The 19,252-nt window shown below is 70.9% G+C and carries 27 protein-coding genes; 13 read left to right on the plus strand and 14 right to left on the minus strand.

Annotated elements, in window-relative coordinates; translation table 11 throughout:
* Positions 1 to 568: 568 nt before the first annotated feature.
* Positions 569 to 2,062 carry a recombinase family protein gene (locus tag LPW41_RS07630; RefSeq protein ID WP_230704468.1) on the minus strand — a complete coding sequence of 498 codons (1,494 nt, stop codon included), beginning with the start codon at positions 2,060 to 2,062 and terminating at the stop codon, positions 569 to 571.
* A 98-nt stretch (positions 2,063 to 2,160) separates the two neighbouring features.
* On the opposite strand from LPW41_RS07630, the gene LPW41_RS17055 reads away from it, so the two are divergent.
* The 3 genes from LPW41_RS17055 to LPW41_RS07650 are packed head-to-tail and all read left to right on the plus strand — an operon-like array spanning position 2,161 to position 4,491.
* The gene (locus LPW41_RS17055) at positions 2,161 to 3,042 is read left to right on the plus strand and encodes a TIGR03618 family F420-dependent PPOX class oxidoreductase (RefSeq protein ID WP_308071707.1); all 882 of its coding nucleotides are present in this window, start codon (positions 2,161 to 2,163) and stop codon (positions 3,040 to 3,042) included.
* Between the two features lies 1 nt (position 3,043).
* Complete coding sequence (locus LPW41_RS07645; RefSeq protein WP_144827880.1) at positions 3,044 to 3,718, plus strand: SDR family oxidoreductase; 675 nt, start codon at positions 3,044 to 3,046, stop codon at positions 3,716 to 3,718.
* Positions 3,715 to 4,491, plus strand: coding sequence for an isocitrate lyase/phosphoenolpyruvate mutase family protein (locus tag LPW41_RS07650; RefSeq protein ID WP_230704469.1), 777 nt, complete (start codon positions 3,715 to 3,717; stop codon positions 4,489 to 4,491). Before LPW41_RS07645 ends, LPW41_RS07650 begins: the two co-directional genes overlap by 4 nt.
* Positions 4,492 to 4,502: 11 nt before the next feature.
* Here LPW41_RS07650 and LPW41_RS07655 read toward each other — a convergent pair whose 3' ends face one another.
* The 3 genes from LPW41_RS07655 to LPW41_RS07665 all read right to left on the minus strand — a co-directional run bounded on the left by LPW41_RS07655 (position 4,503) and on the right by LPW41_RS07665 (position 6,719).
* Positions 4,503 to 5,162: an LON peptidase substrate-binding domain-containing protein gene (locus LPW41_RS07655; protein WP_144827875.1), complete on the minus strand. Its 660-nt coding sequence runs from the start codon at positions 5,160 to 5,162 to the stop codon at positions 4,503 to 4,505.
* 130 nt (positions 5,163 to 5,292) lie between these two features.
* Positions 5,293 to 6,348, minus strand: coding sequence for an aromatic acid exporter family protein (locus LPW41_RS07660; protein WP_230704470.1), 1,056 nt, complete (start codon positions 6,346 to 6,348; stop codon positions 5,293 to 5,295).
* 2 nt (positions 6,349 to 6,350) lie between these two features.
* The gene (locus LPW41_RS07665; protein WP_144827872.1) at positions 6,351 to 6,719 is read right to left on the minus strand and encodes a helix-turn-helix domain-containing protein; all 369 of its coding nucleotides are present in this window, start codon (positions 6,717 to 6,719) and stop codon (positions 6,351 to 6,353) included.
* 93 nt (positions 6,720 to 6,812) lie between these two features.
* On the opposite strand from LPW41_RS07665, the gene LPW41_RS07670 reads away from it, so the two are divergent.
* Positions 6,813 to 7,673, plus strand: coding sequence for an SDR family oxidoreductase (locus LPW41_RS07670; protein ID WP_144827870.1), 861 nt, complete (start codon positions 6,813 to 6,815; stop codon positions 7,671 to 7,673).
* A 71-nt stretch (positions 7,674 to 7,744) separates the two neighbouring features.
* Here LPW41_RS07670 and LPW41_RS07675 read toward each other — a convergent pair whose 3' ends face one another.
* Positions 7,745 to 8,104, minus strand: coding sequence for a DUF2834 domain-containing protein (locus LPW41_RS07675; protein WP_154095824.1), 360 nt, complete (start codon positions 8,102 to 8,104; stop codon positions 7,745 to 7,747).
* A 52-nt stretch (positions 8,105 to 8,156) separates the two neighbouring features.
* On the opposite strand from LPW41_RS07675, the gene LPW41_RS07680 reads away from it, so the two are divergent.
* The 3 genes from LPW41_RS07680 (at position 8,157) to LPW41_RS07690 (ending at position 10,155) form a co-directional block, all read left to right on the plus strand.
* Positions 8,157 to 8,498, plus strand: coding sequence for a TraR/DksA C4-type zinc finger protein (locus tag LPW41_RS07680; RefSeq protein ID WP_144827864.1), 342 nt, complete (start codon positions 8,157 to 8,159; stop codon positions 8,496 to 8,498).
* Positions 8,499 to 8,536: 38 nt separating this feature from the next.
* Entirely contained in the window at positions 8,537 to 8,752 is a 216-nt protein-coding gene (locus tag LPW41_RS07685) for an SCO4848 family membrane protein (protein ID WP_144827862.1), read from the plus strand.
* 125 nt (positions 8,753 to 8,877) lie between these two features.
* Positions 8,878 to 10,155 (plus strand): MFS transporter, encoded by a 1,278-nt coding sequence (locus LPW41_RS07690; RefSeq protein ID WP_154095823.1) that lies wholly within the window; start codon positions 8,878 to 8,880, stop codon positions 10,153 to 10,155.
* Here LPW41_RS07690 and LPW41_RS07695 read toward each other — a convergent pair.
* Together LPW41_RS07695 and LPW41_RS07700 are read right to left on the minus strand one after the other, a co-directional pair.
* Positions 10,127 to 10,858 (minus strand): membrane protein insertase YidC, encoded by a 732-nt coding sequence (locus tag LPW41_RS07695; RefSeq protein WP_230704471.1) that lies wholly within the window; start codon positions 10,856 to 10,858, stop codon positions 10,127 to 10,129. The two genes, LPW41_RS07690 and LPW41_RS07695, sit on opposite strands and share 29 nt — an antisense overlap.
* A gap of 115 nt (positions 10,859 to 10,973) precedes the next feature.
* A complete protein-coding gene (locus LPW41_RS07700; RefSeq protein WP_144827854.1) occupies positions 10,974 to 11,252 on the minus strand; it encodes a DUF6412 domain-containing protein in 279 nt (92 codons plus the stop codon).
* A 64-nt stretch (positions 11,253 to 11,316) separates the two neighbouring features.
* Between LPW41_RS07700 and LPW41_RS07705 the strand changes: the two genes are divergently transcribed.
* On the plus strand, positions 11,317 to 11,829 hold the full coding sequence (locus LPW41_RS07705; RefSeq protein ID WP_144827851.1) for a glycine cleavage system protein R: 513 nt from the start codon (positions 11,317 to 11,319) through the stop codon (positions 11,827 to 11,829).
* Positions 11,830 to 11,865: 36 nt separating this feature from the next.
* On the opposite strand, the gene LPW41_RS07710 is transcribed toward LPW41_RS07705, so the two are convergent.
* Complete coding sequence (locus LPW41_RS07710; RefSeq protein ID WP_230704472.1) at positions 11,866 to 12,249, minus strand: DUF3054 domain-containing protein; 384 nt, start codon at positions 12,247 to 12,249, stop codon at positions 11,866 to 11,868.
* Positions 12,250 to 12,360: 111 nt separating this feature from the next.
* On the opposite strand from LPW41_RS07710, the gene LPW41_RS07715 reads away from it, so the two are divergent.
* Complete coding sequence (locus LPW41_RS07715) at positions 12,361 to 12,786, plus strand: VanZ family protein (protein ID WP_230704473.1); 426 nt, start codon at positions 12,361 to 12,363, stop codon at positions 12,784 to 12,786.
* A 116-nt stretch (positions 12,787 to 12,902) separates the two neighbouring features.
* On the opposite strand, the gene LPW41_RS07720 is transcribed toward LPW41_RS07715, so the two are convergent.
* Both LPW41_RS07720 and LPW41_RS07725 read right to left on the minus strand, forming a co-directional pair.
* Positions 12,903 to 13,985, minus strand: coding sequence for a HAMP domain-containing sensor histidine kinase (locus LPW41_RS07720; RefSeq protein WP_154095819.1), 1,083 nt, complete (start codon positions 13,983 to 13,985; stop codon positions 12,903 to 12,905).
* Complete coding sequence (locus LPW41_RS07725; RefSeq protein WP_230704474.1) at positions 13,978 to 14,646, minus strand: response regulator transcription factor; 669 nt, start codon at positions 14,644 to 14,646, stop codon at positions 13,978 to 13,980. The genes LPW41_RS07720 and LPW41_RS07725 overlap by 8 nt, the downstream gene beginning before the upstream one ends.
* A gap of 78 nt (positions 14,647 to 14,724) precedes the next feature.
* Here LPW41_RS07725 and LPW41_RS07730 point away from each other — a divergent pair, with 78 nt between their 5' ends.
* Both LPW41_RS07730 and LPW41_RS07735 read left to right on the plus strand, forming a co-directional pair.
* A complete protein-coding gene (locus tag LPW41_RS07730; protein ID WP_230704475.1) occupies positions 14,725 to 15,228 on the plus strand; it encodes a metallophosphoesterase in 504 nt (167 codons plus the stop codon).
* Positions 15,229 to 15,308: 80 nt separating this feature from the next.
* Complete coding sequence (locus tag LPW41_RS07735; RefSeq protein ID WP_230704476.1) at positions 15,309 to 15,914, plus strand: M15 family metallopeptidase; 606 nt, start codon at positions 15,309 to 15,311, stop codon at positions 15,912 to 15,914.
* 47 nt (positions 15,915 to 15,961) lie between these two features.
* Here LPW41_RS07735 and LPW41_RS07740 read toward each other — a convergent pair whose 3' ends face one another.
* The 3 genes from LPW41_RS07740 to LPW41_RS07750 all read right to left on the minus strand — a co-directional run bounded on the left by LPW41_RS07740 (position 15,962) and on the right by LPW41_RS07750 (position 17,869).
* Complete coding sequence (locus tag LPW41_RS07740) at positions 15,962 to 17,146, minus strand: acyl-CoA desaturase (protein WP_144827835.1); 1,185 nt, start codon at positions 17,144 to 17,146, stop codon at positions 15,962 to 15,964.
* A 218-nt stretch (positions 17,147 to 17,364) separates the two neighbouring features.
* On the minus strand, positions 17,365 to 17,568 hold the full coding sequence (locus LPW41_RS07745) for a cold-shock protein (RefSeq protein WP_094733682.1): 204 nt from the start codon (positions 17,566 to 17,568) through the stop codon (positions 17,365 to 17,367).
* Between the two features lie 16 nt (positions 17,569 to 17,584).
* A complete protein-coding gene (locus tag LPW41_RS07750) occupies positions 17,585 to 17,869 on the minus strand; it encodes a hypothetical protein (protein ID WP_144827832.1) in 285 nt (94 codons plus the stop codon).
* A 229-nt stretch (positions 17,870 to 18,098) separates the two neighbouring features.
* Here LPW41_RS07750 and LPW41_RS07755 point away from each other — a divergent pair, with 229 nt between their 5' ends.
* Both LPW41_RS07755 and LPW41_RS07760 read left to right on the plus strand, forming a co-directional pair.
* On the plus strand, positions 18,099 to 18,437 hold the full coding sequence (locus LPW41_RS07755) for a biopolymer transporter Tol (RefSeq protein ID WP_154095814.1): 339 nt from the start codon (positions 18,099 to 18,101) through the stop codon (positions 18,435 to 18,437).
* Positions 18,438 to 18,491: 54 nt separating this feature from the next.
* Positions 18,492 to 18,983 carry a pyridoxamine 5'-phosphate oxidase family protein gene (locus LPW41_RS07760; RefSeq protein WP_144827826.1) on the plus strand — a complete coding sequence of 164 codons (492 nt, stop codon included), beginning with the start codon at positions 18,492 to 18,494 and terminating at the stop codon, positions 18,981 to 18,983.
* 38 nt (positions 18,984 to 19,021) lie between these two features.
* On the opposite strand, the gene LPW41_RS16835 is transcribed toward LPW41_RS07760, so the two are convergent.
* Positions 19,022 to 19,153: a hypothetical protein gene (locus LPW41_RS16835; protein ID WP_260979653.1), complete on the minus strand. Its 132-nt coding sequence runs from the start codon at positions 19,151 to 19,153 to the stop codon at positions 19,022 to 19,024.
* Between the last annotated feature and the right edge of the window lie 99 nt (positions 19,154 to 19,252).

Here is a 19,252-nt window from a genome sequence, read left to right on the forward strand (position 1 = left end):
GCGGCGGTGAACGCCTGTCCGCATGAGCGGCATTCGAGGCGGGGGGCGTGAGACATGGGGGCATTCCTCTCGGGCATACGTGTCGAACACTTGGGGTCGCTTACATATACCGCCCGGGTGCCCAAACCTGCCCAGACCGGTTGTTCGCACTGAGCGAGGTGCAACACGTCAGGGGCACGGCTGGGGCGCGCCAAGCTGGCATAGAGATTAGTGGTGCGGGGGCACCGTCCAGCGTCCCTGAGGCCCCCTTTAGGCCCGTAATGCTGCGGTTTTTCGGAGGGACGGTGGCAGGGTCGATGCCAGGGTCGATGGGTCGAGAGCATCGCCCCTCGTAGACGTCTTCGCCCCGATGCGGCCGGTCGCAGTGCAGCAGGTGCAACAGGTGCGGCTGTCTTGCTACGCCATAGGTTTCGCGCGGGCGGTCACCGTCGTCACGCGAGGGGATACCGCCCCCGGGGTGGGCCCTGCCCATTGCATAGGTCAAACCATCGCGGTTGGGCGACCCGTAATGGCCAAAGCCCTGTGCGCTGGTTACACGCATAGTGGTCGGAAGGGATCGAGCGAGACCCTAGGCAGTATTGGGATGCGTCGCGCGCCACTCGTCGTAAGCTCGCTCGCGCTGGGCGGCCCTTAGGAATTCTTCGTACCCGTACTCCGGAGCCCATGGCCAAGGAACGCGGACACGGTCGTCGTCGATGCGGCGGTGCCCTCGACCAACGGGGAAGACAGTAATCACGTCACGCAGTACGTCCTCCAGCATCGCGCGGCGACCGTCGGTGTCAGAGTTGTCCCAGCGTTCCCGATAGGTCTCGCCGGTCTCAACCACTTCCATGGTGGAACCTCGTGGCGCGGCGGAGAGCTCCGCCCGGGACTCGTTGAGGCCGCGGAGAACCTCCATCAGGCCTGGCAGGTCGGCATCCGGCGCACGCATTGCATTCGTCGTGTGCGCTATTGCCTCCTCAATCTCGGCTAGGCCTACGTCGTCGCGGAGCACAGCGCGGTGCTCGACAACCTCGTAGTGTCCGACGACCTCCATCAGGCCATCCCGGAGGAAATTCTCTACACGATCCGCGTTGATGCTGGCAGGGCGAGGACAAACTCGACCGTCACCGTTCGCGCGGCAACCGTAGGACTCCACCTGAGCACCCTGAGCTCTACGAGAGTTGATTCGCATGGTGCTGCCGCACGACCCGCACTTGAGGAGACCCGACAACAGACGAGAGGCTTTGCGGCGTGTCATCGTCAATGGCCTCGGGGCCAGGGCCGCACGGAGTCGCTCAACCTCGCCGACGCGGAGGACGGGTTCCCAGGGGGTGAGGATCACACCGTGCTCATCGCGCAGCGGGGCGCCGTGCCGCGACTGCCTCCCTAGAACAGAGTCGCCGGTCAGCACTACGCGGAGGCTCGACAGCGACCACGCCTCGGCCTTTCTCGGTATCGAGCCTCTTTCATTGAGCATCTTGACCGCTTTGTAAAGCGAACCGCCCCCAAGCACGACCTCAGCCGCCATGCGGACAAACGACGCCTCCTCGGGATTAATCATGAGGGTCTTGCCGTCGCCCGTTGGGTGGGCGACAGACCGATAGCCGTAGGGCGTAGGCCCACCTCTCCAGCGGTCGCCCTGGCCGACGCGATACGCGATTGTTGAACGGAGCCTTTCGCCGGTTGTCCGAGACTCCAGTGCTGCAAAGACTTGCAGCACCTCCGCCATCGCTCGCCCCATGGGCGAGATTGTGTCGAGTTGCTCGGTGCAGGAGACAACGTTCAACCCCTCATCGAGCAGGGTGCCGAAGTCGACCACGGAGCGAACTAGGCGGTCAAGCCGCCACACCATGACGGCGTCGGCGCCCCCCTGAGCAATGAGCGACCGCACCTTATTGAGGCCGGGCCGGTCAAGCCGCCGCTTCGAAGCACTCACATCGACGTCTTCAAATATGTCGACCAAGGTGAAACCGCGCTTGTCAGCCTCAGCCCTGATTAGCTGGCGCTGCCGGGCGACGGATGTTGACTCCGCCGTGTCCCGGGAGAGCCTTACGTATCCGACAACGCGAGAAGGTGCCATAGGGCAAGTCTAGCGACGCGGTGTCGAGGAGCATGAGGCGGTCGGTCACACCCCCGATCCTGGCACGGGGGTCCGACACCGCGACCTAGAGTGGCGGGATGTCTTTCGGCTCGGCATCCGTCCGCCCCTCCGCCACCGACGCGTGCCCCTGCGGCGAGGGGGAGTTCGGAACGCACTGCGGCCCCCTCCTCGACGGAGAACCGGCCCCCGGGGCCGAGCGGTTGATGCGGTCGCGCTACACCGCCTTCGCGATCGGCGATGCGGCCCACCTCGCGCGCTCGTGGCATCCGCGCACCCGTCCCGACGAGATCGAGGTCGGCGACGGAACCCGGTGGATCGGCCTCGACATCGTGTCGGCGGAGGAGGGGGCGGATGCCGCGGAGGTGAGCTTCCGCGCGCGCTGGCGGCACGGGAGCGAGGCCGGCGAACTGCGCGAACGCAGCCGCTTCGTGCGTCGAGCGGGCCGCTGGGTGTACGTCGACGGCGACGTGGACGAGCGCGGCGGACGAGCGGCCCGGGGCGAGGCGTCAAGCCCGAACGGGCGTGTCGGAGGTTCGGCGTACGGTCGTGAGCGGATCCTCGGCGAAAGGACACGCATGATCCCCGACGCGCACCGCGACCTGCTCGAGAACCCGAACTACGGAAGCCTCGGCACCGTCCGTCCCGACGGAACTGTGCAGGTGAATCCGATGTGGTTCGACTTCGACGGCGAGCACCTGCTGTTCACGCACACGACCACGCGGCAGAAGTTCCGCAACCTGCAGCAGAACCCCTCGATGAGCCTGATGGTCTTCGACCCGGCGCAGCCCTACCGCTACATCGAAGTGCGCGGGCGGCTCGTCGAGGCCGAACCCGATCCGACGGGCGCGTTCTACGTGCACCTCGGAAAGCGTTACGGCAACGCGGAACAGGAGGCGCCACCGGACAGCGCCGACCGCGTGATCCTGAAGATGTCGATCGAGAAAGTCGGAGGACAGTGACATGGAACGAATTGTGATCATCGGCGGCCACGGCAAGGTGGCCCTGCACCTGGCGCGGCTGCTGGCGGACCGCGGGGACGAGGCCACCTCGGTCATCCGCAAGCCCGAGCAGAAGGACGACATCGAGCAGGCGGGCGGCACGCCCCTCGTGCTCGACGTCGAAAGCGCCGACGTCGACGAGATGGCCGAGGCGTTCGCCGGCGCCGACGCGATCGTATGGTCGGCCGGAGCGGGCGGCGGCAGCGCTGAGCGCACGTACGCGGTCGACCGCGACGCCGCGCAGCGGGCCGTCGACGCCGCCGCACAGGCGGGCGTGCGTCGCTTCGTCATGGTGTCGTGGATCGGTTCGACCCCCGACCACGGCATCGACCCCGACGACTCGTTCTTCGCCTACGCCGACGCGAAGCTCGCGGCCGACGACCACCTGCGCGCGAGCGAGCTCGACTGGACCATCCTCGGCCCCGGCACGCTGACGCTCGACCCGCCGACCGGTCGCATCACCACGGCTCCGCAGGGCAAGGGCGAGGTGTCGCGCGCCGACGTCGCCGCCGTCGCCGCCGCGGTGCTGATCCAGCCCGCGACGATCGGTCGCTTCATCCGCTTCGGTGCGGGTGACACGCTGATCGCCGAGGCCATCGTCGACGACGAGACCCGCACGACAGGAGACCACGCATGACCGCCCTCAGTGACAAGGCCCAGGCCTTCGCCCAGCTCCACACCGCTCCCGAGATCCTCCGGGTCGTCAACATCTGGGACGTCGTGTCAGCCACCGCCGTCGCGGCGCTGCCCGAGACCAAGGCGCTCGCCACGGCCGGCCACTCGATCGCCGCGACCTTCGGCTACCAGGACGGCGAGAACATCCCCCTCGACGTCATGCTCGACATGGTCGGTCGCATCGTCGCCGCCGTCGACGTACCCGTCACGGCCGACCTCGACTCGGGCTTCGGAAACCCCGGCGAGACCACGCGGCGCGCGATCGGCGTGGGAGTCGTCGGAGCGAACGTCGAGGACCGCGTCAAGCCGCTGGCCGAGGCCATCGCGGCCGTCGAAGCGGTCATCGCCGCCGGTGAGGCGGAGGGTGTGCCGTTCGTGCTGAACGCGCGCACCGACGTGTTCCTCAAGGGTGCCGATCGGCCCCTCGACGACAAGGTGGCGGATGCCGTCGAGCGCGGCCGCGCCTTCCTCGCGGCGGGCGCCACCTCGGTGTTCGTCCCGGGGCTGCTCGACGCCGAGACGACGCGACGCCTCGTGGAGGGCATCGGAGAGCGCCGGCTCAGTGTGATCGGTGTGCCCGGGGCGCTCACGGCCGCGGAGTACGAGGCTCTCGGCGTCGCCCGCATCTCGTACGGCCCGCAGACCCAGCGCGTGGCGCTGACCGCTCTGCAGGACCTCGCGATCGACCTGTACGGCGACGGCGTGATCCCCTCGTCGGTGCGCGCGCTGAACTGAGCCCGCGCCGCTCAGTCCTCGTCCCCGGGGGTGGAGTCGTCGTCGGTGACGACGATCACGCCGTCGGGGACGGGGTCGCCGAGCAGAGGCTCGGCGGCGAGGGTCAGATCGATCGTCGCCCGCAGGAGTCCGCCGAGCGTCTTCGAACGCAGCAGCTCCATCTGGTCGAGTTCGCCGAGCGGGGCGATCGCGGCCACCTGCCATGCGCGCGGCAGCGGCTCTTCGGCGAGTTCGACCTCGGGGTCCCACCGCGTGCCGCCGAACTGCTGGGCCTTGCCGAGCACGCGGCGCACGATGCGTTCGGCCTCGTCGAGCAGAGGAGAAAGCGCCTCGTTCCATTCGAGGTCGGGCAGGGACCGGACGTCGGCGCGGGGATAGGGCGCGTCATCGAGCCACTCGACGATCTCGAAGCGCTGCGTTCCGTGCGCGAGGACCTGCATCTGGTCGGCGAGGGGCACAACCTGGCTGAGCTGGGCCATCGTGCCCAGAGCGAAGCGTTGGTCGCCGCCGCCCGTCTCGGTCCCGCGTTCGATGAGAACGACGCCGAACGAGGGGTCGGTCTCGTCGAGCAGACGACCGAGCATCACGAGGTAGCGCTCCTCGAAGATCCGCAGAGCCAGGGGCGTGTGCGGGAAGAGGACGGCGCCGAGGGGGAACATCGCGGTACCCATGCGCCCAGTCAACCAGCGCGGGGCGCGTCGCGGGCCGCGTGCGGCGAATCCACAGCGCGCCGGCGGCGTCGGCGGTGGGAGTCCGCGGTTCGGCCGGGGTGTCGGCATCCGGATGCCGTGTTTCCGTCGGTCAGTCGGCGGCGTCGCGCAGTGTCTCGTGCACGCGGTGCAGGTCCATCAGCAACGACCCCACCAGCACCCAGTGCGCGGTCGAGGGGGTCTGGATCTGCAGGGGCCGGGTCAGTGCCGGCTCCTCTTCGACGAGGCGCTCGGGGCCGGCATCCACCGCGAAGGCGAGACGTACGTCGTGGGCCGCGCGGTGCAGTTGCTCGGCGATCGCGCGCACCGCGGGTTCGTCCGCGATCGTGGCCTCGTAGCCGTCGTAGACGGCGCGGGTCATGCCGATCGTCTGCGTGACGACGGGCGAGAAGCGCTCGAGCAGGTCGCGCATCCCGACGAGGTCGCTGCGGTGTCTCCCGCTGCGCGGGTTGAGGGCGAGAGAGTCGGTGGCGTCGGTGATCGCCGTCGCCGCGGCGTCGCGCACGGGGCGCAGCAGGCGGGCTTCGAGCAGCAGCCCCTCGAGCGAGGCGGGTGTCTGCGGAGTTTCGAGGGCCGCGGCGAGACGCTCGAGCGCCTCGGCCAATTCGCGGCCGAGCACCTCGACCTTCTCGCGCGCGCTCGGAACCAGCACGGGCGGCACGAGCACGGCGTTGACGACGATGCCGATCGCCGCGCCGATGAGGGTCTCGAGCACGCGGTCGAGCGCGTAGTTGGGGGTTGCGGTGCCCAGGGCGAGCACCAGCAGAGCGCTGATCGCGATCTGGTTGGTCGCGCCGGGCGAGATGCGCGCGGCCCACGCCACGACGAGGGCGACACCGGCCGACAGCAGCGCGACCCACGGCTGCGACCCGAAGACCAGCCCGAGCAGGGCGGCGATCACGACACCGACGATGACCCCGACGCTGCGCTCGACGGCGCGCGTGAACGACTGGTTGATGCTCGGCTGCACGACGAGCAGGGCGGCGATGGCGGCGAAGATGGGCGGCGGCCCCTGCACGAGCCAGCCGGCGATCAGCCACGCCGCGACGATCGCGATCGCCGACTTCGTCACCTGCAGCAGCGGGACGCGTCGGGGTGCGCGGACGGTGAGCGAGTCGCGCATGGCGCGCGTCGACGGCAGGCGCACGGTCAACTCCGTCGCGCGACAATGTCGTCGGCGTTGTCGGCGACCCACTCCATGAGGGGGATGACGCGCGTCATGAGGTCGCGGCCGCGGTCGGTCAGCGCGTACTCGACGCGCGGCGGCACCTCGGGGTAGGCGGTGCGAGCGACCAGCCCGTCGGCCTCGAGCGTCTTGAGGGTGCTCGCGAGCATCTTCTCGCTGATCCCGGCGATATTGCGCCGGAGGGCTCCCCACCGCTGCGTCCCGTCGGACAGGGCGACGAGCACGAGGATGCCCCACTTGCCCATCACATGATCGAGCACGGTGCGGGTGGGGCACCCGTCGGCGAAGATTTCGGGGTTGCGTCCCCGCAGATCGCTAAGACTGACGCTCATGTAAGTACCTAACCAGAAAGTGGGTACCGGCATTCCGGAATGCGCTCCCGCGCGGGCGGTTGCACCGGGGGAACCCGTCGAAAGGACCACCCCATGACCATTCTCGTCACCGCCGCCACCGGCCACCTCGGCCGCCTCGTCGTCGACGCCCTGCGCGAGCGCGGCGTCGCGGCATCCGACATCGTCGCCGGCGTCCGCACGCCGGCCAAGGCCGCCGACCTCGCCGACAACGGCGTGAATGTGGTCGAGCTCGACTACGCCCGCCCCGAGACCCTCGCTGCCGCCCTCGAGGGCGTCACGCGCGTGCTGCTCATCTCGGGCACCGACGCCGACCGCGTCTCGGGCCACCGCAACGTCATCGACGCCGCACGCGCGGCCGGCATCGAGCGTCTCGTGTACACCAGCGCCCCGCGCGTCGACGAGGTGGACTACGCGCTCGGCGCCGACCACAAGGCCACCGAGCAGGCGATCGCCGCCTCGGGCGTGAGCGCCACGATCCTGCGCAACAACTGGTACACCGAGAACTACCTGGACTCCGTGGCGCGCGCCGCCGACACCGGCGAGATCGTCGCCGCCGTGGGTGACGCGCGGGTGGCGAGCGCCAGCCGTCGCGACTACGCCGAGGCCGCCGCCGTCGCGCTGACGACCGACGACCTGGCGGGACTGACGATCGAGATCGGCGGAGACGTCGCGTGGACGTACGACGAGCTCGCGGCCGCCGCCGCCGAGGTGCTCGGTCGCCCGGTCACCTACACGCGCGTTTCGCTCGAGCAGCTCACCGCCGGACTCGAGGCCGCGGGGCTGGACGCCGGGACCGCGGCGTTCGTCGCGGGCATCGACGACGCGATCGCGCGCGGGGCACTGTCGGAGACCGACGGATCGCTCGCGCGCATCATCGGCCGCCCGACGACTCCGCTGGTCGAGGGCCTGCGCGCGGGTCTCGCCTCGCGCTAAGCCCGACCCTCTCGCGTGAGGGGTCATCTTCTGTCGCGTGCAGCCCCGCCGAGGCGACACGAAGTGACCTCTCACGCGGGGTGGGTGGGGGAGGACCGCCGCGCGGTCAGGTGCCGCTGGCGCATCGCGAGGAACAGCGGGAACGTGAACGCGAACGCCGTAATCCCCGACAGCACGATGTACAGCCATGCGAAGCGCATGCCGAGCCGTCGCGCCTCGACGATGATGAACACGCTTCCGGCGATGGCGACGATCAGCAGGTCGACGGTGATGGACGACACCGCCGGTCCGCTCGAGACGAGGTCTCCGAGGAAGTCGCGCATCTGCGCGATCGCGAAGACGTTGAAGGTCCAGGTGCCGATGAGTCCCGCGACCGCGAGGGCGAGGAACACCACAGCGGTCGGGGTCCAGTGTCGTCGAAGCTCGCTCATGTGCCGATCCTGCCGCAGTGCCGGTGTCGGCGGTGGGGGCTAGCGTCGAAGGATGGATGCCATGACCGCGGGGCGCATGCTCGACCACCTCGAGCGCGAGGTGGAGCACCGTCTCGCGCGGTTGCACGACGACGAGGAGAGCCTCCGCCACGACCGCGCCGACGGCACCGCCGACGACGAGCACGACCCCGAGGGCTCGACGCTGTCGGGGGAGTGGGCGCAGGTCGATGCGCTGCGACGCGGAGCCGAGGCGGAGCGGGCCGAGATCCGCGCGGCGCGCGAGCGCGTGGCATCCGGGACCTTCGGGGTGTGCGAGGTGTGCGGTCGACCGATCGCCGACGCCCGGCTCGAGGTACGCCCGTTCGCGCGTCGGTGCATCGCGTGCGCCGCGTGACGGCCGGCCGAGAGGCAGCCCGCGCGTAGGCTCGAGGCGTGGAACCCCTGCTGATCGTGCTGCTCTTCGCCAACGCCGTGTTCAACGCCGTCGTCTGGCCCCGCTTCTACCCGCGCATCGCGAAAGACCCGCGCGCGCGGGACGCCGCCGGAAAGCCGACACCGTTCCTGATCGTGCACACGGTGCTCATCGCCGTCGCGCTGGTGCTGGCCCTGGCATCCGTGATCGCGGCGATCGCCGCCCTCGTGAGCTGAGCTTCCCGGGCGCTCTTCAGCGCCCCGCGGTAGAATCGTCGAGCGGGTTCGCCCGCCGCACGCTGTGCAACTACCTACCGGACCCGGCAAGGCGGCACGTTCCATCGCCTCCGAAAGACCGCTCCATGTCTGCGCCCGCACGCCCACCCGCCTCCCCGGCCGTCGCCCACCGCTCCCTGATCCACCACACGGGGTTCTGGTACTTCCCCGTCGCCTTCATCGCCCGTCTGCCGTTCGCGATGATGACGGTGGGGGTGCTGGCCATCGTCGTCGCCGAGCGCGGTTCGGTCGCCCTCGGCGGCCTGACCTCCGCCGCGGTCGGCCTCGGCGTCGTCGTCGCGGGCCCCGTGCTCGGCGACCTCGCCGACCGCTTCGGACAGCGGCGCGTGCTCGTGCCGGTGGGCCTGGCGAACGGCATTCTGCTCGCACTCTTCCCCCTCGTCGTGCAGGCCGCGAGCTCCGAGGCGCTGCTGCTCGGGGCGGCCGCCGCGATCGGCCTCACCGGCCCACAGACGGCGGCGATGTCGCGCAGTCGCGTCATGGCCCTCATCGGCGATCGCGTGCACCCCACGCGACGCGAGCGCACCTTCTCGCGGGCCATGGCGTACGAGTCGGCGGCGGACGAGACGGCCTTCGTGATCGGCCCGTTCGTGGTCGGTGTGCTGGCGGCGCTCATCGCCCCGTGGGCTCCGATCGCGGGTGCCGCGCTGTTGAGCTTCGTCTTCGTCACGGCCTTCGCCCTGCACCCCACCGGGCGGGCGGTTCCGGAGCGGTCGGAGCGCACCGCGATGGCGCCGTTCCGCGAACTGCTGCACCCGCGCATGCTCGTGCTGGTGGCGGCCGTCTTCGGTGTCGGGCTGTTCTTCGGGTCGACCCTCACCTCGCTGACCGCGTTCATGGAGGCGCAGGGCGCTCCCGAGGCGGGCGCGTTGCTGTACGGCGTCATGGGCGTGGGCTCGGCCGTGCTGGCACTGGCCGTCGCGGTGATCCCCGAGCGGTTCACCCTGCGCTGGCGCCTGGTCGTGTTCGCCGTGATCCTCACCGCGTCGGCGGGGGCGTACTCGGTCGGCGGATCGGTGCCCACGGTGACGCTGGTGCTGTGCCTGATGGGCATCGGCGTCGGCCCCTCACTGGTGACGCTGTTCAGCCTTGCCGGGCACCGCGCGCCGCGCGGGCGCACCGCCTCGACCATGACGATCCTCGCGTCGGCCCTCACGCTCGCCCAGGCACTGTCGTCGGCGGTCACCGGAGCGGTCGCCGAGAACGATTCGGTGGAGACCGCGCTGCTCTTCCCGGCCGCGGCCGCGGTGCTGGTGCTCGCGATGGCCGCGGTGAACGCGTCGTGGTCGAAGCGGTGGGACGCCCGCTCGGCGCTCACGCCGGCAGCGGGTAGCGCCGCCTGAGCACCACCCGCTGCACGAGCGTCCACACCGTCGTCACCGTGAGGTAGAGGGCGGCGGCCAGAGGCACGAACAGCGCCACCACCGCCGTCGTGAACTGCAGCGCGCCGAAGAGGGGCGTCGTCCACGCGGGGGCGGCCGGGTCGACCGCCGGCCGCAGCAGACGACGGGTCAGCTCGGCGGCGGCGACGATGACGGCCACCAGCACCGCGAAGACCGCCAGGGTCCGGGCATCCGCGGTTCCGGTCGTGACGGCGGCGACGAGGCTCCGCCCGAGCGGTGCGCCCAGCAGATCGTGCGCGAGCAGGGCGTTGGCCTGGCCGCCCACGGTCGGGTGCAGGAAGACGGCGTAGAGCAGCCCCACCACGGGAGCCTGGGCCAGCAGGGGCAGGCATCCGGCCACGGGCGAGGCCCCCTCGTCGCGGTACAGCTGCATCGTCTCGCGCTGCAGGCGTTCGGTGTTGCCCTTCCACCGCTGCTGCAGGGCGCGCAGGCGCGGAGCGAGACGAGCACGCGTCTGCTCGGCGCGGGCCTGCGAGACCCCGACGGGGATCAGCACGAGGCGCACGAGCAGCGTCACGACGACCACCGCCACAGCGGCGGCCGCCCCCGCGGTGACGGGTTCGAGCGCGGTGGTGAGGGCGAGCAGGGCTCGGGTGGTCAGGTCGAGCAGAAGGGCGAGGGGAGGGAAGGCGAAGAGGTCCAACGGGGCGTCCAATCGGTGCGGCGATCACGGCAGGACCGGTCGCCGGCGCGAGCGCGCACGAACGACCGGTGGTCGCGTGAGGGCACCGGATGCCGCGAGGGCGGCGGACGGCGGGCTACGCGACCGGGATCGCGAGCCCCGGAGCGCGCGGGCGCGGGTGCCCCGCGGCATCCGGATCGCTCTGCGCCACCAGCGCGGAAGGGTCGATCGGACGCGGCGAGGGCCGAGGGGCGGATGCCACGAGCCCGGGCACGACGAGCAGCACGACCGCGACCGTGACGACGACCGCGGCGGCCAGCACGACAGCCAGCAGCGGGGCGTCGGAACCGGGGGTGAGCGACAGCTCGGCGAACGCGAGCAGGAGGTTGATGGTCGCGATGATCGACGCGATCATGCGCTCACCTCCTGTCGGGTCGGAAACCTCACGGTATCAGCGCGGCCGTGGGTACGCTGTCGCCATGACCACCCTCGTCCTCACCGTCGTCGGCGATGACCGCGCGGGCCTCGTGTCCGCGGTCGCCGACATCGTCGGCGCCCACGGCGGCAACTGGGAGAACAGCGAACTCGCCGAACTGGCGGGAGCGTTCGCCGGCATCGTCGAGGTGTCGGTGACTCCCGAACGCGCCGACGACCTGCGCGCCGCCCTCGAGGGGCTCGCGGGCACCCTCACCGTCACGGTTCACGCGGGCAGCGGCTCGCTCGCCGCCGCGGCGCCGCGCTCGGTCACCTTCGACGTGGTCGGCAACGACCGGCCGGGCATCGTCCGCGAGGTGTCGGCGGCGCTCAGCGCGCGCGGGGCGAGCATCGAGCGCATGTCGACGCAGACGACGGATGCCGCCATGGCCGGCGGGCGCCTGTTCGAGGCGTCGATCACGGCGACGGTGGCCGCCGATGTCGAGGTCGACGACCTGGTGGCCGAGCTCGAGCGCCTCGCCGCCGAGATCCAGGTCGACGTCACGCTCGCCGACTGAGGCCGAAGCGGCGCTCGCGCGGACGGGCGACGCGCGTCAGGCCCGACGCCGCCGCGCCGCGAGACGCGCGAGGCCGCGCCACCCGAGCAGGAACATCGCGAGGGTGATCGTCGCGACGATGATGAACGCCACCGCCACGCCCTGACCGCTGAGCGCACGCAGCACCATGCCGAGCGCGACGGTGATCGCCCACACCGGCAGACCGGTGCGCACCACGGTCGTGGGTCGGCGCCACGCGCGCGTGACCGCCCACCCGATCAGCAGCGCCGCGACGAAGGGCCACGCGGTGGTGGCAAGTTCGGAACCGAACGGGCCCAGCACGTCGCCGTCGTGGGTCGCCCTCCCGATCGCCGCGAAGACGACGACCAGCACGACGTCGAGGAGCAGGGCGAGGGCGGGGGAGCGACGCGAAGGAGACACGCCTCCATTCTGCGCGCCCCGCGGCGACGTATCGTCCGTGTATCGCGGTCGCGAGACGCCCGGGCAACAGGCGGGTCGATGGGATGGGATCTCCGCACCCTGGAGGTCACCGTGTCCGATCGATCCGCTTCCGTCTTCTCCGCGCCGCGCCTGCTGGTCGCCGGCGCCGTGCTGGCCGCCGTGGCCGCCCTGACCCTCGCCCCGCGCACGATCGCGTGGCCGGCGCGGACGCTGGTGCTCGACGCCCTCGATCATCTCCCGCCGTGGGGGAGCGCCCTGCTGTTCGGTGCGGGCGCCGACGTGGCGCTCAACGTCCTGTTCTTCGTTCCGCTGGGAGCCGCCGTCGCCCTTCTGCTGCCGCTGCGGTGGGCGCCGGCATCCGTCCTCGTGGGAGCCGCCGTGTCGCTCACCGTCGAGATCGCGCAGACGCTGATCCCGGGTCGGGTTCCGGATGCCGACGACGTGGCGTCCAACACCCTCGGCGCCCTGATCGGGACGGTCGTCGTGCTCGTGATCCGGCTGATCGCGCGGCGCTGAGCCGCGCGTCGGCCTTGCGCCCGCTGATCGGCGCGGGGCGGCGAGTGGCGCGTCGGTCTCGCGCCCGCTGCTCGGCAGAAGGTCGACGCGGGATCGCGCCGCCGAGCGGAGGGGTGTCAGCGCGGCAGGCGCAGGCGGGCGCGCAGCCCTCCGGCCTCGCCCGGCCACAGCTCGAGGTGCCCGCCGTGCGCGCGGGCGATCGAGGCGACGATGGCGAGCCCGAGTCCGGTGCCGTCGGCGCGCCCGCGCGTGCGTCCCGCGCCCCGCACGAACGGCTCGGGCAGGGTGGCGACGAGTTCTCGCGAGAGCACCTCGCCCGAGTTGTCGACGTCGACGACCACCTCGTCGTCGCGGCCGGTCACGGCCACGCGCACCCATCCGCCGTCGATGTTGTGTACGAGCGCGTTGCGCACGAGGTTCGCGACGGCCTGACGCATCAACGTCTCGTCGACGCGCGCGATGCCGCCGGTGCCCGGCAGCACGGCGAGGTCGAGTCGCGCGGCGTCGGCGTCGGGGCGCGCCTCGTCGGCGACCGCGGCGATGACGGCGTCGACGTCGACGGGCTCGCGCGAGAGCTCGCCCGCGCGGGTCGAGCGGGCGAGGGCCAGGAGGGCCTCGGTCAGACGGATCGCGCGTTCGTTGGTGAGGTCGAGCCGGTGCAGCAGGCGCTCGAGGTCGATGCCGTCGGGATCGGCGCGCGCCACCTCGAGCAGCGTGCGCATCGTCGCGTGCGGGGTGCGCAGCTCGTGCGAGGCGTTGGCGGCGAACCGCTGCTGTTCGTCGAGGGTCAGCTCGACCCGCGCGAGCATCGCGTCGAAGGTGTCGGCGAGCTCGGTCAGCTCGTCGCGACGCCCCGGCAGATCGACGCGGTGGGCGAGGTCTCCGCCGCGCACGGCGCGCGCGGCGTCGGTGATGCGGTGCAGGGGCCGCAGCATGAGCCCCGAGACGACCCACCCGCCGCCGAGGCCGATGACGGCGAGGGCGAGCACCGCGTACCAGGCGTAGCGGACGAACACGTCGATCAGATCGCCCCGGCCGGGCGTGAACGTCCCGCTCTCGGAGTACAGGTTGCCGTCGGGAACGAACCGCAGCACGAGAAACCCGACGACGAACACCGCGATCCCCACGATCACGACGAACGCCGCGTAGCTCAGCGTGAGCTTGAGGCGGATCGAGAGCCCCGGGGCGCGCTCACGCATCGGCCGGCCCCATGCGGTAGCCCACTCCCGCGACCGTCTGGATCAGCCACGGCTCACCGAGACGCTTGCGCAGCGTCGAGATCGTGATGCGCACCGCGTTGGTGAACGGGTCGGCGTTCTCGTCCCACGCGCGCTCGAGCAGGGTCTCGGCGCTGACGACCCCGCCGCCCGCGCCCATGAGCACCTGCAGCACCGCGAACTGCTTGCGGGTGAGTGAGACGTATCTGCCGTCGCGGTAGACCTCGCGGCGGAAGGGATCGAGACGGATGCCGTGCTGCTCGAGCACCGGCGGGGTCGAGGCCGCGGGGCGGCGGGCGAGGGCGTGCAGGCGCATCACGAGCTCGCGCAGCACGAAGGGCTTGGTCAGGTAGTCGTCGGCGCCGCTCTCGAAACCGCTCGCCTTGTCGTCGAGCCGGTCGGCGGCGGTCAGCATGAGCACGCGCGGGGCGGCGGGCTGCGCGCTGAGGTGCCGGGCGATCTCGTCGCCGTTCGGCCCCGGGATGTCGCGGTCGAGCACCACGACGTCGTACGAGGTGTACCCGAGCAGCTCGAGCGCGGTGTCGCCGTCGCCGGCGATGTCGGCGGCGATCGCTTCGAGGCGCAGGCCGTCACGGATCGCCTCGGCGAGGAAGGGTTCGTCCTCGACGATCAGCACGCGCATCCCGTCATCGTAGGCGGGGCGGCATATCGTCGACGTATGCCCGGCGCGCATCCCCACCCGCGTCGGTAGCGTGGGGGCATGGCGACCAGACTGCTCCTCGTGGCCGACACGCACGTGCCGAAGCGGGCGCGCGTGCTCCCCGAGGCGGTCCGGCACGCGGCATCCGGAGTCGACCTCATCGTGCACGCGGGCGACTGGGTGAGCGCGAGCGTGCTCGACGAACTCGAAACGCTCGGCCCCGTGCTCGGGGTGTGGGGCAACAACGACGGCGATGACCTACGTTCGCGTCTGCCCGACGTCGCCCGCACGGAGATCGACGGGGTGCGGCTGGCGGTGGTGCACGAGACGGGGGCCGCGACGGGACGGGACAAGAGGATGGATGCCGCGTACCCCGACACCGACCTGCTCGTGTTCGGGCACAGTCACATCCCGTGGGACACGGTGACCCCGAACGGACTGCGCCTTCTCAACCCCGGTTCGCCGACCGACCGACGACGGCAGCCGGCGTGCACGCTGATGACCGCGACGCTCGACGACGGTGCGGTGCGTGACGTCGTGCTGCACGAGGTCTCGCGCGACTGAGAGCCGTCCCGACCGGGTTATCGCCGCCGTATCGTCGCGGCCATACGCCGTGGCAACGCGGCCCCCGCTCGACTGGGGTCATGGCTCCTTCGGCATCCCTCGTCCCTTCGCCCTCCCGTCAGCGACTCGCCCTGCTCGCGATCGCCGCAGCGATCGCCCTCGCCCTGACCGTGCTGGCCGCCCTGCTCGCGGCGAGCACCGCCTCGTCGTTCGCGGCGGGGGTCGCCGCCCACGCGCCGTTCGCCCCCGCCGGGGCCGACGGCATGATCCCGGCCGAGTCGCCGCTGACGGTCGACGACGAGCGTCATCCGGCGATGACCGGACTCGACGGCGAGCTGCGCGAGGCGCTGCGCTCCGCACAGGCGGCGGCCGCGGACGACGGGATCGTGTTCGACGTCACCAGCGGGTGGCGCAGCGCCGACTACCAGCGCTGGCTGCTCGGCGACGCGATCCGCACCTACGGCACCGAGGCGATCGCGCGACAGTACGTCGCCTCACCCGAGGGCTCGAGCCATGTCACGGGCAACGCCGTCGACATCGGATCGCTCGACGCGCAACTGTGGATCATCGAACACGGCCGCGAATGGGGCCTGTGCCAGACCTACGCCAACGAGCGCTGGCACTTCGAGAAGGCGACGGATGCCGGGGGCGAGTGCCCCGAACCGATCGCCGACGCGCGGGGATGAAACGACGACGGCGCCGCCCCTTGCGGGTGCGGCGCCGTCGAACGATCTCACTCGACGTTCAGTTGCCGGGTGGGGGAGGTCAGCGGGCAGTCGAACGGGTCGCGGGCGGCGAGGCCCACGCGGTTCAGGTACGCGATGACGATGCCGTACGACTGGAACAGGGTCGTCTCGACGTAGGGGACGTCCAGCGTCGCGCACTGCTCGCGGACGATGGCGCGGGCCTTGCTGAGGTGCGGGCGCGGCATGTTCGGGAACAGGTGGTGCTCGATCTGGTAGTTCAGACCGCCCATGAGCCACGTGGCCCACCAGCCGCCGGAGACGTTGCGCGAGGTGCGCACCTGCTTGCTGAAGAAGTCGAGCTTGGCTCCGGGCTCGATGATCGGCATGCCCTTGTGGTTGGGAGCGAAGGACGCGCCCATGTAGATGCCGAAGACCGCGACCGAGACGCCGAAGAACGCGAACGCGAGACCCACCGGCAGGAAGATGAAGATCGGCGCGATGAAGAGGGCGTGACGCAGCGTCAGCAGCGCGATCTCGCCCCAGCGGCCCTTGACCTCGCCGCGCGAGAACAGGTGGCGGAAGGCGAGGACGTAGAGGTTAATGCCCTCGAACGCCAGCAGGGGGAAGAACAGGTAGCCCTGGCGCTGGGTGATCCAGCGCTGGACGCCGCGGGCCTTGGCCGCGTCGACGTCGAGGAACGAGATCGTGTCGATCTCGATGTCGGGGTCTTTGTCGACGCGGTTGGGGTTGGCGTGGTGACGCGTGTGCTTCGACGCCCACCACGAGCGGCTCATGCCGACGATGCCGTTGCCGATGAGCAGCCCGAGTCGGTCGTTGGCGGGACCGGAGGCGAAGATCTGGCGGTGCGCGGCCTCGTGGGCGAGGAAGGCGACCTGCGTGAACAGGATGCCGAGCACCGCTGCGACGATCAGCTGGAACCAGCTGTCGCCGAGCAGGATGAAGGCGGTCACGCACCCGGCGAGGCCGAGCACGATCGCTCCGGCGACGACGGAGTAGAAGACCGGCGTGCGCACGAGGAGTCCGCTCTCACGGACGACCTGAGACAGCTCTGTGTAGGCCTTCGTGAGCGGGGGGAACTCCTTCGTGCCGGAGTAGGTCTGACGAACGGGGCCGAGGCGGGACTCGACGATGGTGGAAGCGATGCTCTGCTCCTCGGATCGGGGGTGACCGGGTTCTCGAGCCAGGGCGGCTTCCCGGGCTCGGGCCCACATTATCGGGCGATGTATGGAGGGCTCGGCATACGAGCACACGTCCAGCAGGCTCACGGGAAACGGAAGCGCAAGCGTTCGTCCGCGACCGTGAAAACCCGCGGAAAGACAACGAAAACCGGGGCGTCGCCGAAGCGACGCACCCGGCTCTCACGCCTCGAACGGCGAAGGCCGGCGCGTCGCGTCAGCGACGCACCGGCCCTCGCGGTGCGGAGCGATGCTCAGAGGGGGCGAATGTTCGCAGCCTGCATGCCCTTGGGGCCCTGCTCAGCGTCGAACTCGACCTTCTGGGCCTCTGCGAGCTCCTTGAAGCCGTTGCCCTGGATCGCGCTGAAGTGCGCGAAGAGGTCGGCCGAGCCGTCATCGGGAGCGATGAAGCCGTAGCCCTTTTCGGAGTTGAACCATTTCACGGTGCCAGTGGCCATCGTGTTCTTCCTTTATTCATGTTGGGCCGCAGACGCGGCCGTGGGTGCCGCTCCGACGCATGCGGAGCGGACGGGGACGCCGCAACACCGGGAAGGTGTCGCGTACGCGATGCCCGTCGACGGCGGCCTGAGCCGCCACGACGGACGCGTGGACGCCGAGATTCTCGCCGAGCGGACCCTGGGCTTCATAGCCCGAGGTGGCCGCGCCGACGAAACCGGCGTAGTCGGATCCGGCCATCGCGACGAACACGTCGAGATCGGCCTGGCGCCACGCGAGTGGCGAAGGGTGAAGCAGAGACACAGAAACTTTCCGCGAGTGCGATGCGGTGGCGGATGCCATCAAGCGGTGCACGCGATGATTGAGGGAGGGATTGCCTTCGTGAACGGCTCGGCGCCGTGCGCCCGGCATCTCAGCGATGAGGCGGGCGTCGATGAAGCAAGTCCCAGAACGAATAACCTCACCGTAGCACGGAAGTCTGCGAGACGCCCGGGTGATTTCGCGGGGACGGTGGCTGCGCTGCACTGGGCACATGGCATCCGCAGACGACGACGACCGATGGCTGGTGATCGACGGACGCCGGTGGCGTCGCACCGACCCCGCACTGCCCGCGCAGATCGCTGAGCGCCTGCGCTCGCACCTGGGTCGCGCACGGTCGGCGGTGGGCACCGCGAAGCGGGCCGGCGACGACGAGACCGTCGCCGCCGCGCGGCGCCGGGTGGGCCTGGCCAAGCACGGGCTGGGGGAGCGCGGGCCCCGGTGGTGGGACGACGAGGTCGCGGCGCGCGTGGGCCGCGCCGAAGAGGCACTCGACGAACTCGACGCGATCGCGCCGCCGAGAGCAGATGGCGACGACGGCGTCAACGCGTAGCGCCGGACGCGAGGAGGCGGTGGGCTGAAGGTCCACGAAACGAGGGGGAGCCCCATGTCATCCACCGCCACCGAGCTCGAGACGCTCAACGATCTGCTCAAGAAGTTCCGCTTCGCCATGGTCACCACCCGCGCCGAAGACGGCGCACTGCACGCGCACCCGCTGACCGTGCAGGAGAAGGAGTCGGACGGCGACCTCTGGTTCATCGTCGGCACCCACGCCTCGGCTGTCGAACACGTGCGGCGCGACCCCAAGGTCGGGCTGTCGTTCAGCACCGACGGCACGTGGCTGTCGCTCGCGGGAGAGGCCGAGGTGGTCGACGACCTCGCGAAGTTGAAGGAGCTGTGGTCGACCACGGTGGAGGCATGGTTCCCCGATGGTCCCGAGTCGCCTGGGGTGACCCTCTTGAAGGTCTCGACCCTCACCGGCGAGTACTGGGGGAGCGTCGGCGGACGCCTCGCCACCGCGATCGCCCTCGTCACCTCGAAGGTCACCGGCGACCGGCCGCGCGGCGGCGAGAAGCAGACCTTCGACCTGACCGACTGAGCACGGCGCGGACCTCGCGGCCGCGCCGTGCCGCGAGGTCACCCGCCCGAGGGATTGTCGACGGGCGCGTCGTCGTCGTCGGTGGTGTCGGGGATGACGGGCGCATCGGCCGTCTCGAGCTCGTCGGGCTCGTCGGCGGTGTCGTTGCTGCGGTCGTGTGTGGTGTCCATGCCGACACCCGACCACGATCCGCCGCCTCCGCGCGCGGGCCTTGCGCGCACCGGTGTGCTGTGCAGCGCAAGCCCCCGGATGCCGCATGCCCGCTTTGC

It is taken from the genome of Microbacterium sp. JC 701 (genome assembly GCF_021026215.1).
GTDB classification, from domain to species: Bacteria; Actinomycetota; Actinomycetes; order Actinomycetales; family Microbacteriaceae; genus Microbacterium; species Microbacterium algihabitans.

Bases quoted from the DNA above. Each gene is read 5' to 3' on its own strand.
- LPW41_RS07760 (WP_144827826.1), top strand. From the start codon at position 18,492: ATGTCATCCACCGCCACCGAGCTCGAGACGCTCAACGATCTGCTCAAG.
- LPW41_RS07745 (WP_094733682.1), bottom strand. From the start codon at position 17,568: ATGGCCACTGGCACCGTGAAATGGTTCAACTCCGAAAAGGGCTACGGC.
- LPW41_RS07730 (WP_230704475.1), top strand. From the start codon at position 14,725: ATGGCGACCAGACTGCTCCTCGTGGCCGACACGCACGTGCCGAAGCGG.
- LPW41_RS07735 (WP_230704476.1), top strand. From the start codon at position 15,309: ATGGCTCCTTCGGCATCCCTCGTCCCTTCGCCCTCCCGTCAGCGACTC.
- LPW41_RS07740 (WP_144827835.1), bottom strand. From the start codon at position 17,146: ATGTGGGCCCGAGCCCGGGAAGCCGCCCTGGCTCGAGAACCCGGTCAC.
- LPW41_RS07650 (WP_230704469.1), top strand. From the start codon at position 3,715: ATGACCGCCCTCAGTGACAAGGCCCAGGCCTTCGCCCAGCTCCACACC.
- LPW41_RS07655 (WP_144827875.1), bottom strand. From the start codon at position 5,162: ATGGGTACCGCGATGTTCCCCCTCGGCGCCGTCCTCTTCCCGCACACG.
- LPW41_RS07665 (WP_144827872.1), bottom strand. From the start codon at position 6,719: ATGAGCGTCAGTCTTAGCGATCTGCGGGGACGCAACCCCGAAATCTTC.
- LPW41_RS07725 (WP_230704474.1), bottom strand. From the start codon at position 14,646: ATGCGCGTGCTGATCGTCGAGGACGAACCCTTCCTCGCCGAGGCGATC.
- LPW41_RS07705 (WP_144827851.1), top strand. From the start codon at position 11,317: ATGACCACCCTCGTCCTCACCGTCGTCGGCGATGACCGCGCGGGCCTC.
- LPW41_RS07670 (WP_144827870.1), top strand. From the start codon at position 6,813: ATGACCATTCTCGTCACCGCCGCCACCGGCCACCTCGGCCGCCTCGTC.
- LPW41_RS07680 (WP_144827864.1), top strand. From the start codon at position 8,157: ATGGATGCCATGACCGCGGGGCGCATGCTCGACCACCTCGAGCGCGAG.
- LPW41_RS17055 (WP_308071707.1), top strand. From the start codon at position 2,161: ATGTCTTTCGGCTCGGCATCCGTCCGCCCCTCCGCCACCGACGCGTGC.
- LPW41_RS07675 (WP_154095824.1), bottom strand. From the start codon at position 8,104: ATGAGCGAGCTTCGACGACACTGGACCCCGACCGCTGTGGTGTTCCTC.
- LPW41_RS07630 (WP_230704468.1), bottom strand. From the start codon at position 2,062: ATGGCACCTTCTCGCGTTGTCGGATACGTAAGGCTCTCCCGGGACACG.
- LPW41_RS07700 (WP_144827854.1), bottom strand. From the start codon at position 11,252: ATGATCGCGTCGATCATCGCGACCATCAACCTCCTGCTCGCGTTCGCC.
- LPW41_RS07720 (WP_154095819.1), bottom strand. From the start codon at position 13,985: ATGCGTGAGCGCGCCCCGGGGCTCTCGATCCGCCTCAAGCTCACGCTG.
- LPW41_RS07645 (WP_144827880.1), top strand. From the start codon at position 3,044: ATGGAACGAATTGTGATCATCGGCGGCCACGGCAAGGTGGCCCTGCAC.
- LPW41_RS16835 (WP_260979653.1), bottom strand. From the start codon at position 19,153: ATGGACACCACACACGACCGCAGCAACGACACCGCCGACGAGCCCGAC.
- LPW41_RS07755 (WP_154095814.1), top strand. From the start codon at position 18,099: ATGGCATCCGCAGACGACGACGACCGATGGCTGGTGATCGACGGACGC.
- LPW41_RS07690 (WP_154095823.1), top strand. From the start codon at position 8,878: ATGTCTGCGCCCGCACGCCCACCCGCCTCCCCGGCCGTCGCCCACCGC.